We start from the raw sequence: 14,147 nt of genomic DNA, 5'->3' as shown, positions 1-14,147 counted from the left end.
GCAATTTATACGGCCTGCCAGGCAATGCACAAACCTGTGGAAGCGAGCCTGCTCTCGAAGGCGGAGTTACAGCCGAAATCCATGCTGCCTGACCCACCGCATTCGCGAGCAGGCTCGCTCCCACATTGATTGCGCTTAACCGTTTGGCACCGATGTTTGGGCCGGTGTCAGGCAGTAATGTTCAATCAACTGACGTAATAGATGCACCGTAGGCTGCAAACGTGACATTTCAAGGAATTCCCCCGGTTGGTGGGCGCAGGCAATATCTCCTGGACCGAGCACCAGCGTTTCGCAGCCAAGTCGCTGAAGATAAGGCGCTTCGGTCCCAAACGCTACCGCTTCGGCACTGTGGCCGGTCAGCTTTTCGGCGATCCGCACCAGTTCCGAGTCTTCAGCCTGCTCGAACGGCGGCACGGCGGGAAACAGCGGCGCGTAATCAATCTTGACCTGATGCCGCTCGGCAATCGGCATGAGCTTCTGCAGGATCTCGGCACGCAGGACCTTGGGGTCCATGCCCGGCAGGGGGCGCAGGTCGAATTCCAGCGAACATTGGCCGCAGATGCGGTTCGGGTTGTCACCGCCATGGATGCAGCCGAAATTCAGGGTCGGGGTCGGTACGCTGAATTGTGGATTGCGGAATTCGCGCTGCCACAGCAGACGCAGGCCGCGCAGTTCGCCGATGGCATCGTGCATGGCTTCCAGGGCGCTGTGCCCCAGGCGCGGGTCCGAGGAATGCCCGCTCTGCCCGAGGATATCGATGCGCTCCATCATGATGCCTTTGTGCATGCGAATCGGCTTGAGGCCGGTCGGTTCGCCGATCACAGCGGCGCGTCCCAGCGGTCGCCCCGCCTCAGCCAGCGCCCGGGCACCGGACATCGAACTTTCTTCATCGCAGGTGGCGAGGATCAACAGCGGTTGCTTGAACGGTTGATCGAGCAGCGGTTTGACCGCTTCGATGGCCAGGGCGAAAAAGCTCTTCATGTCGCAAACGCCCAAGCCAACCCAGCGACCGTCGACTTCGGTGAGCTTCAATGGGTCGGTCTGCCACAGCGCGCCGTCGAACGGCACCGTGTCGCTGTGACCGGCCAGCACCAGACCACCCGGGCCACTGCCAAAACTGGCCAGCAAGTTGAACTTACCAGGGCTGACCTGCTGGATGTCGCAGGCAAATCCCAGGTCGCCAAGCCACGCGGCCAGCAGGTCGATCACCGGGCGATTGGATTGATCGAGGCTCGCCTGGGTGCAACTGACGGACGGTGCAGCAATCAGTGCAGCGAACTGATCTTTCATGGACGGCAAAGGCATCGCTGGCTCCAGCTCCCGAATTGAAGTCCATCATAGAGCCATCTTGCGACAGGAATAAACCGTCGCGGCGCGTTGGTTTGACCAGTGCTGTACACTGCACGACCTTGGCAGCCACACATTCCCCCGGCTGCGCTCCCGATCCTGGATTTTCCGGCCATGCAGAAAGAAACCGAAATCAAACTCCGCGTCAGCCGCGAAACCCTCGCCGCCCTGCGCGAGCACCCTTTACTGAAAAAACGCAACAAAAGTGGCTGGGAACGCCGTGAGTTGATGAACCAGTACTTCGACACGCCTGAGCGCGACCTGGCCCGTGCCAAAGTGGCCTTGCGCCTGCGCAAGGATGGCGAAGACGTGATTCAGACCCTCAAGACCCGTGGCCAGAGCGTCGCCGGTTTGTCCGAGCGTCACGAGTACGATTGGAACCTGCCCAAAGCCAAGCTGGACGTGAAGAAGCTTGACGGCGAATGCTGGCCTGAAGCCTTGGCCGAGCTGGACAAGAAAACCCTGAAGCCGATCTTCACCACCGATTTCGTCCGCGAGCGCGCCGAAATCGCCTGGGGCCGTGGCAAGACCAAAGTGGTCATCGAGGCCGCGTTGGACCTGGGTCACGTCGTGGTCGGCAAACAGAAAGAAGAAATCTGCGAGCTGGAGCTGGAGCTGCGCGAAGGCGAACCGGCCGCATTGCTGGAACTGGCCGCAGAACTGGCCGAGAAACTGGCGCTGATGCCGTGTGATATCAGCAAGGCCGAGCGCGGCTATCGCCTGTATGACGCCAACAGCTACTCGTTGAGCCTGCCGGCACCGCAACTCACTGCCGAAACACCGCTGGATGATGCCTTCGCCGCACTGTGCTGGCATTTGCTGGGCAGCAGTCAGCGTCTGGCCGAGCAATATCGCTTCAACGGCCACTGGCGCCTGCTGCAAGACTGGGTGGAAAGCCTCGCCGAACTGCGCGCGCTGGTCAGCAGCCTCGGCCAGGCCGCGCCACGTCAATCGACCCATGACCTGCGCGTCGCGCTGGATGCCTTGCTCGAAGACTGGCGTCCGCTGGTTCAGGCTGGCGTGGAGGATGAAGACGTGCGCAAAGCCGCGCCGGAGCAGTTCCTCGAAGAACTCGAAGACCCGCGCTGGGGCTTGTTCTCGCTAAACACGTCGCGTTGGTTGCTGGCCCGCACCTGGACCGCCGACCGCAACACCCGTGGCAACCGCCAGGGCGCCGCGCAACTGGGCAGCTGGTTGCCGCGCCTGCTGGGAGAAGAAGCCAATTCGCTCCAGTTGCAGCGTTATCAGCAGCAACCGGAAGACCTGGCCGAGCAACTGCCGCGCATCGAACGCATCCAGGCCTGGCTGCACCATGCGCGCAACGTGCTGGACATCCCGGAAATGGATCGCCTGTATGGCGAGCTGAACAAACTGGCGCAACTGGCCAACGAGCCGATCACCGACGAAGCCCTGGATGCGCGTAAGCAGCAGGCGATTGCGGTGTATCAGAACCGTGCCTGGAAGATGCTTCTGCGTCTGTAATACCGCCTTCGCGAGCAGGCTCGCTCCCACATTGAAATGCGTTCTCCTGTGGGAGCGAGCCTGCTCGCGAAGAGGCCAGCACATTCACCGCAAATCTCAAACCGGCAAACTCGTCGTGGACTTGATCTCCGACAATGCCACAATCGAGTTGACCTCCTGAATCCCCGGCACCATCGACAGCTTCTCGAAAAAGAAGCGTTCATACGCCTCGATGTCCGCCGCCACAATCCGCAGCATGAAATCCACCGCCCCCATCAGCACGTAACACTCCAGCACCTCGGGAAACCCGCGAATCGCCTCGGTGAATTCGGTGAAGTTCGAGCGTCCGTGGGCGTTGAGTTTGACCTGGGCGAAAATCTGCGTGTTCAGGCCGATTTTCTTACGGTCGAGCAAGGTCACCTGACCGCGAATGATCCCCTCTTCTTTCATCCGCTGGATTCGTCGCCAGCACGGCGACTGCGAAAGCCCCACCTGCTCGGCGATCTGCGCACTGGAGAGCGAAGCGTCCTCCTGCAGCAATGCCAGGATCTTGCGGTCGTAGCCGTCCAATTCGCTTTGCATAAAAAAACCTATAAAGGGTGGCCTGATGAATCATACGATTCAATACAATCGCAATTCAGCTCATCATAGATAAGAAATACCCGCCTTCGAATGTAAAACTTTCTCCAGTGATTTTGGAGAAGAGCCATGCCGCACCTGGAAGCCGTGAACACCCTGCCCGCCCGCGCCGATGTCTGGAATGTCGGTAACGCCCATTGCAGGGCTCATTACCAATTACTCGCCGAAGCCGAGCCCGATCTGCTGTGTCGCGCGCTCAACCTGTTCGCTTTGCAGTTCCTGACGCCGGAGCAGGTGCACGTGCAGCGCCAGGACGATCTGCTGGCGATCGACGTTGTCATCGATGGTTTGAGCTGGCACCGCGCCCAAGTGATCGCGGAAAAACTTCGCAACCTGATCAGCGTTTGCTCGGTGGATCTGCAAAGCGCTGATGCGGCCTGGGTTGAAACCGTCCAGGCGACCGGCTGAAAAACGCCGATACGGCTTCGTCGGGTAGTGGCCCAACGGTCTGTGGCGCCACGTCTATCCTTTGCGCACTGTTGTTCTAAAGGAGCCCGCATGTCCGTTCAACTCGCCATTCAGGACCGCTGGCTGGATCTCAATGATGTGCTGCGTGAGCTGGTCGCCCAGGGCTTTATCAGCCAGGATGCGGCCGAGCACGCGCTCAATGCCCGTCGCCGCCACGCCGCCCATGGCCAGATGCACCCCCTGGAGTTCATCGCCAGCCAACAGCTGGAGGATCTCAGCCGCCCCGGCAAGCACCTCGACCTGGAAAACCTGACCCTTTGGTTGTCCCAACAGGCAGGCCAGCCTTACCTGCGTATCGACCCGCTGAAAATCAACGTGGCGGCCGTGACACCGCTCATGTCCTATGCCTTCGCCCAGCGCCACAAGATTCTTGCGGTATCCATCGACCGCGACGCCGTGACCGTTGCGAGCGCGCAACCCTACGTCAACGGCTGGGAAGCGGACCTGACCCATGTGCTGAAGTTGCCGATCAAGCGCGTGGTGGCCAACCCGGTGGACATCCAGCGCTTCAGCGTGGAGTTTTTCCGCCTGGCCAAATCGGTCACGGGGGCGAGCAACGCCGATCAGCAGACCAGCACCTTGGGTAACTTCGAACAGCTGCTCAATCTCGGCGCCAGCGATCAGGAGCCGGATGCCAATGACGCGCATATCGTCAACATTGTCGACTGGCTATTCCAGTACGCCTTTCAACAGCGTGCCAGCGATATCCACATCGAACCCCGGCGCGAACAAGGCACCGTGCGCTTTCGCATCGACGGCGTACTGCACAACGTCTATCAATTCCCGCCGCAGGTGACCATGGCCATCGTCAGCCGCCTGAAAAGCCTGGGACGGATGAACGTTGCGGAGAAACGCAAACCCCAGGATGGCCGGGTCAAGACCAAGACCCCGGACGGCGGCGAAGTCGAATTGCGGCTGTCGACCCTGCCGACGGCCTTTGGCGAAAAAATGGTCATGCGGATCTTCGATCCCGAGGTGCTGCTCAAGGACTTCGATCAGCTTGGGTTTTCAGCCGACGACCTGCGACGCTGGCAGGACATGACCCGCCAGCCCAACGGCATCATCCTGGTTACAGGGCCGACGGGCTCCGGCAAGACCACCACGCTGTACACCACATTGAAGAAACTGGCGACGCCGGAGGTCAACCTCTGCACCATCGAAGACCCGATTGAAATGATCGAACCGGCGTTCAACCAGATGCAGGTCCAGCACAATATCGACCTGACCTTTGCTTCCGGGGTACGCGCGCTGATGCGGCAAGACCCGGACATCATCATGATCGGCGAGATCCGCGACCTCGAAACCGCCGAGATGGCGATCCAGGCCGCCCTCACCGGTCACCTGGTGCTGTCGACGCTGCACACCAACGATGCGCCGAGCGCCATCAGCCGCCTGCTGGAACTGGGCGTGCCGCACTACCTGATCAAAGCCACCGTGCTCGGGGTCATGGCCCAACGGCTGGTGCGAACCTTGTGCCCGCATTGCAAGGCCCCGCAAACCCTGGGCGAGGAAGACTGGCAAACCCTGACCCGGCCCTGGCAGGCGCCTCTGCCCACTCATGCCCAACGCGCCATCGGTTGCCTGGAATGCCGCGACACCGGCTATCACGGCCGCGCCGGGGTGTACGAAATCATGCAGTTGACCGATGGCGTGAAAGCGCTGATCAGTCCCGATACCGATTTGCTGGCGGTTCGGCGTCAGGCGTTCAAGGAGGGCATGCGCAGCTTGCGATTGTCGGGGGCGCAAAAGGTGGCGGCTGGCTTGACCACGGTCGAAGAGGTCCTGCGTGTGACGCCCCAGAGCGAGCAGAAGTAGGTGCGCGGTGATGGAACTCGATTGGGGGAATCGCTATCAAAGGCGGTAGTTTATCCAGTGGAGTTACTTTTTATGCGTCTCAAACTTGCTGTCGCTACCATCGCCCTGTTGTCCCTGCCTGTCGGTTCGGCGATGGCTGATAGCTTTTGGCGTAACGTTCTTACCTCCGGTGCGACCACCGGTTCGACCTACCTGACCTTCAAGGATCACAAGATGATCGTTGCAGCCCAGGACGATGCCGGCAGCTTCGTCGCCAGTGACGGCGGCATCCGCGGCCCGTATCTGGAAGCCGCGATGCAGAAAGTCCGCGCCGACAACCCGGGCCTGCAGGCCACGGACATGGAACTGGCGAACGCGATCCTGGCGAAGAATGCCGTGGCTTCGGAGTAATCTTCCAGCCAAACAAAAAATGCCGCTCACATGAGCGGCATTTTTTTGCCCTACGATAGCCCCCTGTGGGAGCGAGCCTGCTCGCGAAGGCGGTAGGTCAGTCGAAATCATCGTGACTGTTGCATCGCTTTCGCGAGCAGGCTCGCTCCCACAGGGGTTATGCGTGGCCGGGAGATCAGCGGTACTCATCCAGCGGCACACAGGCACAAAACAGATTCCGGTCGCCATACACATTGTCCACCCGGTTCACCGCTGGCCAGTACTTGTGGGCCTTGGTGTGAGCATCCGGAGTCACGCCTTGTTCGATGCTGTAGGGGCGCTCCCAGATCCCGGTGATATCGGCCAAGGTATGGGGCGCACGTTTGAGCGGGTTGTCCTCGGCCGGCCAGTTGCCGTTCTGCACCTCGGTAATTTCCGCGCGGATACTCAACATCGCGCCGATAAAGCGGTCCAGCTCCGCCTTCGATTCGCTTTCGGTCGGCTCGACCATCAGCGTACCCGGCACCGGGAACGACATGGTTGGCGCATGGAAGCCATAGTCCATCAGACGCTTGGCAACGTCTTCCTCGGTGATGCCGGTCAGTGTCTTGAGCGGTCGCAAATCAAGAATGCATTCGTGGGCCACCCGCTCGTTCCGCCCGGTGTAGAGCACGGGGAAAGCGCCGGACAAGTGCCGCGCCAGGTAATTCGCGGCGAGGATCGCCACCTCGCTGGCGTCGGCCAATTGCGGCCCCATCATGGCGATGTACATCCAACTGATCGGCAGAATGCTCGCGCTGCCCCACGGCGCCGCGCTGACGGCACCGTTCTGCGCCAGTGGCCCGTCGATCGGCACCACGGGGTGATTGGCCACGAACGGGGCCAGGTGCGCGCGCACGCCAATCGGTCCCATGCCCGGCCCGCCACCGCCATGGGGAATGCAGAAGGTTTTGTGCAAGTTCATGTGCGATACATCGGCGCCAATATCCGCCGGCCGCGCCAGGCCGACCTGAGCATTGAGGTTGGCGCCATCCATGTACACCTGACCGCCGTGGCTGTGGATAACTTCGCAGATTTCGCTGATGCCTTCCTCGTAAACGCCGTGTGTCGATGGATAGGTCGCCATCAGGCAAGCGAGTTTGTCGCCGGCCTGGGCAGCCTTTTCTTTCAGGTCATCCAGGTCGACGTTGCCGGCTTCGTCGCACTCGACAATCACCACACGCATCCCGGCCATCTGTGCCGAGGCCGGGTTGGTGCCGTGGGCCGACGACGGGATCAGGCAGATGTCCCGCTCGCCCTGCTGACGGCTCTCGTGGTATTTGCCGATCGCCAGCAGTCCCGCGTACTCGCCTTGGGCACCGGAGTTGGGCTGCATGCAGATCGCATCGAAGCCGGTGATCGCGCAGAGCCAGCGCTCCAGCTCTTCGATCATCAATGAATAACCGACCGCCTGCTCTTTCGGCGCGAACGGGTGCAGGTTGGCGAATTGCGGCCAGGTGATCGGGATCATCTCGCTGGTGGCATTGAGTTTCATGGTGCACGAGCCCAACGGGATCATCGACTGGTTGAGCGCCAGATCCTTGTTTTCCAGCTGCTTGAGGTAACGCAGCATCTCGGTTTCGCTGTGATGGGCGTTGAACACCGGATGGCGCAGGTAGGGCGTGGTTCTTTGCAGGGGGCCCGGGATTCCTGAAGCCAGCACCTCGGCATCGAGTTCTTCGACGCTCAGCCCATGATCGGCCCCCAGAAACACATCGAACAACCTGGCCACGGTGGATTCGTCACAGGTTTCGTCGAGGCTCAAGGCCAATTGCCCGCGCCCCAGAATGCGCACATTGATCTGCGCGGCCTGGGCGCTTTGGATGATCGCGGTCTGGGTGCCGCCGACGTCCAGGGTCAGGGTGTCGAAGAAGTGCTGGTTGAGGCGGGTGATGCCTTTGCGCTCAAGGCCTGTGGCGAGGATGCAGGTCAGTCGGTGCACACGCTGGGCAATGCGCTTGAGTCCTTCCGGGCCGTGGTAGACCGCGTAGAAGCTGGCAATGTTGGCCAACAACACTTGTGCGGTGCAAATGTTCGAGTTGGCCTTTTCCCGGCGAATATGTTGCTCGCGGGTTTGCAGGGCCATGCGCAGGGCGACGTTGCCGCGGGCATCCTTCGAGACACCGATGATCCGCCCGGGAATCGCCCGCTTGTATTCGTCACGGCTGGCAAAGAACGCCGCATGCGGTCCACCGTAGCCCATCGGTACGCCAAACCGCTGGGACGAGCCGAACACCACGTCGGCGCCCAACTCCCCCGGCGGCGTCAACAGCAGCAGGCTCAGCAGGTCGGCGGCAACGCACGCCAGCGCTTGCTGGGCATGCAGGTGATCGATCAACGGCCGCAAATCGCGGATCTCGCCGTGGGTGTCGGGATATTGCAATAGCGCACCGAACACCTGGTGCTGCTTCAAGTTTTCCACAGCGTCGATGATCAGCTCGAAGCCGAATCCTTCGGCCCGGGTCTGCACCACGGAAATGGTTTGCGGATGGCAGTTTTCATCGACAAAGAACAGATTGCTTTTCGACTTGGCGACCCGTTTGGCCAGGGCCATGGCTTCCGCCGCCGCGGTGGCTTCGTCCAGTAGCGAAGCGTTGGCCAGCTCCAGCCCCGTGAGATCGATAGTCAATTGCTGGAAATTCAGCAGCGCTTCGAGCCGCCCCTGGGCGATTTCCGGTTGATACGGTGTATAGGCGGTGTACCAACCGGGGTTTTCCAGCACGTTGCGCAGGATGACGGCCGGCGTGAGCGTGCCGTGATAACCCATGCCAATCAGGCTGGTCCAGACCTGGTTCTGCTCGGCATAGCCCCGCAGCTTGGCCAGCGCCGCTTCTTCATCGAGGGCCGGCGGTAGATCCAGAGCGCGGTTGAGGCGAATGCCCGGCGGCACCGTCTGTTCAATCAGCTCGACCCGGCTACCGAGGCCAAGGCTGTCGAGCATGGCCTGCTGCTCGGCGGCATCCGGCCCGAGGTGACGGCGAAGAAAGGCATTGGGGTCGCGTAACTGGCTCAAAGACGGCAACTGGGACATGACGGGCTCTCTCTTGACTGGCGCTCAACGTCGATGCAACACGGTCAAACCAGCATAGCAGCCGGTGCCAAGAGCGAGCCTTTGACAGAACCTGCTGACCCTTGTGGGAGCGAGCCTGCTCGCGAAGGCGGTTCAACAGGTGACATGGGTTTCGACTGTCCCACCGCTTTCGCGAGCAGGCTCGCTCCCACAACGATCATTCCGACAGGCAATAAAAAGCCCCGACAAGTCGGGGCTTTGGGATGACGCTAAAGGCTTACTCGCCAATGGCGGCCTTGTAACCGGCGGCATCGAGCAGCTTGTCCAGCTCAGCCTTGTCGCTTGGCTTGAGTTTGAAGATCCACGCGCCGTACGGGTCGGAGTTCAGCAGTTCAGGTGTACCGCTCAGGTCTTCGTTGACCGCGATCACTTCACCGGACACCGGGGAATAGATGTCGGATGCCGCTTTAACCGACTCCACCACACCGGCTTGATCACCAGCGCCGAAGACGTTTCCGACTTCGGTCAGCTCGACGAATACCACATCACCCAGCGCTTCCTGCGCGTGATCGCTGATGCCCACGGTGACGGTGCCATCGGCTTCCAGGCGTGCCCATTCGTGACTTTCGGCAAAACGCAGTTCGGCAGGGATATCGCTCATGTTCTGTGTCCTCGGGAAATTGTCAGCGGTCATTGCCGCCAGAAAGGTTAGATCAAGGTTTTGCCATGGCGTACGAAGGTCGGCTTGACCACTCGGACCGGGTACCACTTGCCACGGATTTCCACTTCGGCGCGGTCGGCAGTTGCCATCGGCACGCGCGCCAGTGCAATCGACTTGCTAAGCGTAGGAGAGAAACTACCACTGGTGATCTCCCCTTCGCCAACATCGGCGATACGGACCACTTGATGAGCGCGCAAAACCCCGCGTTCCTCAAGGACCAGACCGACCAATTTATGCTGTACGCCAGCAGCCTGTTCGGCTTCGAGCGCCGAGCGCCCGATGAACTGGCGGGCGGCCGGTTCCCAGGCAATGCTCCAGGCCATGTTGGAGGCCAGCGGTGAAACGTCTTGATGAATGTCCTGGCCGTACAGGTTCATGCCGGCTTCGACCCGCAGGGTATCCCGTGCGCCAAGACCGATCGGGGAAATGCCCGCCCCCACCAGATCGTTGAAGAATCCCGGCGCCTGATCGGCCGGCAGGATGATTTCCAGACCGTCTTCACCGGTGTAGCCGGTGCGCGCGATGAACCAGTCACCGTCAGGCTGACCTTCGAAGGGCTTGAGCAGCTGAATCAGATTGCCCCGGGATTGGTTCACCAGCTCCGCGACTTTTTGTCGGGCATGGGGACCTTGAATGGCCAGCATCGCCAACTCGGAACGTTCGCTGAGCTGTACGGCGAAGCCGTCGAGATGGGCTTGCATCCATGCCATGTCCTGATCGCGGGTCGAGGCGTTGACCACCAGTCGATAACCATCGTCCAGACGGTAGACGATCATGTCGTCGACGATGCCTCCGCGCTCATTGAGCATGGTGCTGTACAAGGCGCGGCCAGAACTGTGCAGGCGTTCGACGTCATTGGCCAGCAAATGCTGAAGCCAGGCCTTGGCCTGGGGGCCGCCGACATCGATCACGGTCATGTGGGATACATCGAAAACACCGCAATCGCGGCGCACCTCATGGTGCTCCTCGACCTGCGATCCATAATGCAGAGGCATATCCCAACCGCCAAAATCGACCATCTTCGCGCCGAGGGCGAGATGAAGGTCATACAGAGGCGTACGCTGTCCCATGGGTTTCTCCTTCCGGGCGTGGCGAAGGTGCGGGCGAGTGCTTTATCGAATGAAAGCCTTGAAACAAAAGGCTTCCAGCCGACTTCTACTACCTTGTCTGTCAGACGGACCGCACCGAATGCCGCGCATTGTAGCCGCAAGGTGTAGGACTGACACCTAGCTGTTTCGATGCGCTGAACGTCGGATCAATCCGATGACCGGTAGCAGACCGACCAAAACCAGGGTCAGTGCCGGCAACGACGCCCTCGCCCACTCACCCTCGCTGGTCATTTCGAAGATACGCACCGCCAGCGTGTCCCAGCCAAACGGGCGCATCAGAAGGGTCGCGGGCATTTCCTTGAGCACATCGACGAATACCAGCAGCGCTGCGCTCAACGAGCCCGGCAGCAACAACGGCAGATACACTTTGAAAAACAGTCGTGGCCCACTGACGCCAAGGCTACGTGCCGCTTCGGGCAAAGATGGCCGTATACGCGCCAGACTGCTTTCCAGCGGCCCGTAAGCCACCGCGATGAAGCGGACCAGATAGGCCAGCAGCAGCGCCGACAGACTGCCCAGCAACAAAGGTTTACCGGCGCCACCGAGCCAGCCGGAGAGCGGAATCACCAGCTCGCGGTCCAGGTAACTGAACGCCAGCATGATCGACACCGCCAGCACAGAACCGGGCAAGGCATAGCCAAGATTGGCCAGGCTGACCCCGGCGCGTATGCCTTGGGTCGGCGCCAGGCGTCGGGCAAACGCCAAAATCAGGGCAACGCTGACCGTGATCAGGGCGGCCATCCCCCCCAGGTACAAGGTATGGACGATCAGGCCGGCGTAACGCTCATCCAGATCGAAGCGCCCACGCTGCCAGAACCACGCCAACAGTTGAAGCATCGGAATGACGAAGGCACAAGCAAACACCAGACCGCACCAACCCGTGGCAAGCAGCGCCTTGAAGCCATGCAGGTGATACAGCGCCTTGACCCGCGGCCGCTCGTTACTTGCCCGATTGGCGCCACGGGCACGACGCTCGCCGTAAAGGACCACCATCACCACCAGCAGCAACAGGCTGGCCAGTTGCGCGGCGGTGGAGAGGCTGAAAAAACCGTACCAGGTCTTGTAGATCGCCGTGGTGAACGTGTCGAAGTTAAACACTGATACCGCGCCGAAATCCGCCAGGGTTTCCATCAGCGCCAACGCGACGCCGGCACCGATGGCGGGACGCGCCATGGGCATGGCCACCCGCCAGAACGCCTGCCATGGCGATTGCCCCAGCACCCGCGCAGCTTCCATCAGGCCTTTGCCTTGAGCCAGGAACGCGGTGCGTGCCAGCAGGTAAACGTAGGGATAGAACACCAGCACCAGGACCAGGATCACCCCGCCCGTGGAGCGTACGCGCGGCAAGCGCAGGCCCGTGCCGAACCACTCGCGCAGCAGGGTTTGCACGGGACCGGCGAAATCCAGCAGACCGACGAAGACAAAGGCCAGCACGTAGGCCGGAATCGCAAAAGGCAGCATCAACGCCCAGTCCAGCCAGCGCCGGCCAGGGAACTCGCAAAGGCTGGTGAGCCAGGCCAGGCTCACACCGAGAACGGTTACACCGACACCGACACCGAGCACCAAGGTCAGAGTATTGCCCAGCAGACGCGGCATCTGCGTATCCCAGAGGTGGGACCAGATCTGTTGATCGACGGCTTGCCAGGAAAGCAGCAAAACGCTCAGGGGCAGCAGGACCAGCGCAGCAATGGCGAAGACCAGGGGATACCAGCGGCGTTGGGCGGGGTGGGCCACAGGCTTAGTTCTCTACTTTCTAATGGATGTGATCGACACAATAGCGGTGCCTTCTGTAGGAGCGAGCTTGCTTGCGATGAACGTCAGGGCACCGCGGACTGCCAGGCACCCCGCGTTTCGTTGACGTTTTTCGCGAGCAATCGAGCGTCGACTGGCTGCTCCTACAGGGTCAGAGGCGACTGGCGCATAAACAAACGCCCCGCATAGGCGGGGCGCAGTATATCGGGCGACTTAGTTCCAGCCAGCCCGATCCATCATGCGAATCGCTTCAGCCTGGCGCTTGCCCGCCACTTCGACAGGCAAGGTATCGGCCACGAACTGGCCCCAGGCGGCCACCTCATCGGATGGTTTCACGGCAGGGTTAGCCGGGAACTCCTGGTTCACGTCAGCAAAGATTTTCTGCGCTTCGGGCGTGGTCATCCACTCTACCAGGGCCTTGGCGGCCTCCGGGTGCGGGGCATGTTTGGTCAGGCCGATGCCGGACAGGTTGACGTGTACGCCACGATCCGCCTGGTTTGGCCAGAACAGCTTCACCGGCAGGTCAGGTTTCTGTTTATGCAGGCGACCGTAATAGTAGGTGTTGACGATACCGACGTCGCACTGACCGGCACTGATGGCCTCCAGCACCGCAACGTCGTCGGAGAACACGTCGGTGGACAGGTTGTTGACCCAGCCCTTGAGGATCTTCTCGGTTTTCTCGGCGCCGTGGACTTCGATCATGGTGGCGGTCAGGGACTGGTTGTAGACCTTCTTCGCCGTGCGCAGGCACAGGCGCCCTTCCCAATTCTTGTCGGCCAGCGCCTCGTAGGTGGTCAATTCACCCGGTTTGACCCGGTCGGTGGAGTAAGCGATGGTCCGCGCCCGCAGGCTCAGTCCGGTCCAGGCGTGAGAGGCCGCCCGGTATTGTGTCGGGATGTTGGCGTCGATGGTTTTCGAGGTGAATGGCTGGAGGATGCCCATTTGCTCGGCCTGCCAGAGGTTACCGGCATCGACCGTCAGCAGCAGGTCGGCGGTGGCGTTCTCGCCTTCGGCCTTGATCCGCTGCATCAGCGGCGCTTCCTTGTCGGTGATGAACTTCACCTGCACGCCGGTTTTGGCGGTGTAGGCATCGAAGACCGGTTTGATCAGCTCGTCGATGCGCGAGGAGTAGACCACCACCTCGTCGGCGGCCTGAGCGGCAGTGCTGCCAATCAGGGTCAGGGCCAGTGCGGTCAGTAGACGCTTCGGTGCCAACATGGGAGCGGTCCCTCGATTGAAAAAATGAGGCCAAATGATAAGGACTCACATTTGCCTTCTCAATCGAACAGTTTGTGGAGGCGTTACCAGATGTTGCACAAGCAGGGGTGGGGGGGTGAATGTGTCGCCGCCTTCGCGAGCAGGCTGAACTGGCCTAATGATTTTGGACACTTCAATCGGGCGCTATGATGGCGCCCAA

11 protein-coding genes are annotated in these 14,147 nt (G+C 61.0%); 4 read left to right on the top strand and 7 right to left on the bottom strand.

Features of this window, described 5'->3' with window-relative positions; all coding sequences use genetic code 11:
- Positions 1 to 135 precede the first annotated feature (135 nt).
- Positions 136 to 1,305 (bottom strand): acetylornithine deacetylase, encoded by a 1,170-nt coding sequence (gene argE / locus HNQ83_RS23150; protein WP_175391082.1) that lies wholly within the window; start codon positions 1,303 to 1,305, stop codon positions 136 to 138.
- A gap of 156 nt (positions 1,306 to 1,461) precedes the next feature.
- Between argE and HNQ83_RS23145 the strand changes: the two genes are divergently transcribed.
- Positions 1,462 to 2,829, top strand: coding sequence for an inorganic triphosphatase (locus HNQ83_RS23145; protein WP_175391081.1), 1,368 nt, complete (start codon positions 1,462 to 1,464; stop codon positions 2,827 to 2,829).
- Between the two features lie 96 nt (positions 2,830 to 2,925).
- On the opposite strand, the gene HNQ83_RS23140 is transcribed toward HNQ83_RS23145, so the two are convergent.
- A complete protein-coding gene (locus HNQ83_RS23140; protein ID WP_175391080.1) occupies positions 2,926 to 3,390 on the bottom strand; it encodes an Lrp/AsnC family transcriptional regulator in 465 nt (154 codons plus the stop codon).
- 126 nt (positions 3,391 to 3,516) lie between these two features.
- Between HNQ83_RS23140 and HNQ83_RS23135 the strand changes: the two genes are divergently transcribed.
- The 3 genes from HNQ83_RS23135 (at position 3,517) to HNQ83_RS23125 (ending at position 6,120) form a co-directional block, all read left to right on the top strand.
- On the top strand, positions 3,517 to 3,855 hold the full coding sequence (locus HNQ83_RS23135) for a hypothetical protein (protein ID WP_175391079.1): 339 nt from the start codon (positions 3,517 to 3,519) through the stop codon (positions 3,853 to 3,855).
- Positions 3,856 to 3,945: 90 nt separating this feature from the next.
- A complete protein-coding gene (locus tag HNQ83_RS23130) occupies positions 3,946 to 5,730 on the top strand; it encodes a GspE/PulE family protein (RefSeq protein ID WP_175391078.1) in 1,785 nt (594 codons plus the stop codon).
- A gap of 72 nt (positions 5,731 to 5,802) precedes the next feature.
- The gene (locus tag HNQ83_RS23125; RefSeq protein ID WP_175391077.1) at positions 5,803 to 6,120 is read left to right on the top strand and encodes a DUF2388 domain-containing protein; all 318 of its coding nucleotides are present in this window, start codon (positions 5,803 to 5,805) and stop codon (positions 6,118 to 6,120) included.
- A gap of 175 nt (positions 6,121 to 6,295) precedes the next feature.
- Here HNQ83_RS23125 and gcvP read toward each other — a convergent pair whose 3' ends face one another.
- The 5 genes from gcvP to HNQ83_RS23100 form a co-directional block, all read right to left on the bottom strand.
- Positions 6,296 to 9,169: an aminomethyl-transferring glycine dehydrogenase gene (gcvP, locus tag HNQ83_RS23120; RefSeq protein ID WP_175391076.1), complete on the bottom strand. Its 2,874-nt coding sequence runs from the start codon at positions 9,167 to 9,169 to the stop codon at positions 6,296 to 6,298.
- A 256-nt stretch (positions 9,170 to 9,425) separates the two neighbouring features.
- On the bottom strand, positions 9,426 to 9,809 hold the full coding sequence (gcvH, locus tag HNQ83_RS23115; RefSeq protein ID WP_175391075.1) for a glycine cleavage system protein GcvH: 384 nt from the start codon (positions 9,807 to 9,809) through the stop codon (positions 9,426 to 9,428).
- A gap of 47 nt (positions 9,810 to 9,856) precedes the next feature.
- A complete protein-coding gene (gene gcvT, locus HNQ83_RS23110; protein ID WP_175391074.1) occupies positions 9,857 to 10,939 on the bottom strand; it encodes a glycine cleavage system aminomethyltransferase GcvT in 1,083 nt (360 codons plus the stop codon).
- A 156-nt stretch (positions 10,940 to 11,095) separates the two neighbouring features.
- The gene (locus tag HNQ83_RS23105; RefSeq protein ID WP_175391073.1) at positions 11,096 to 12,712 is read right to left on the bottom strand and encodes an ABC transporter permease subunit; all 1,617 of its coding nucleotides are present in this window, start codon (positions 12,710 to 12,712) and stop codon (positions 11,096 to 11,098) included.
- 231 nt (positions 12,713 to 12,943) lie between these two features.
- Positions 12,944 to 13,948, bottom strand: coding sequence for an extracellular solute-binding protein (locus tag HNQ83_RS23100; protein WP_175391072.1), 1,005 nt, complete (start codon positions 13,946 to 13,948; stop codon positions 12,944 to 12,946).
- Positions 13,949 to 14,147: the final 199 nt, after the last annotated feature.

The sequence above is a fragment of the Pseudomonas sp. C2B4 genome (assembly GCF_013359695.1).
Classification (GTDB): domain Bacteria; phylum Pseudomonadota; class Gammaproteobacteria; order Pseudomonadales; family Pseudomonadaceae; genus Aquipseudomonas.
The sequence above is the reverse complement of the archived record's forward strand: the minus strand, read 5'-3'. Positions and strand labels throughout refer to the sequence as shown.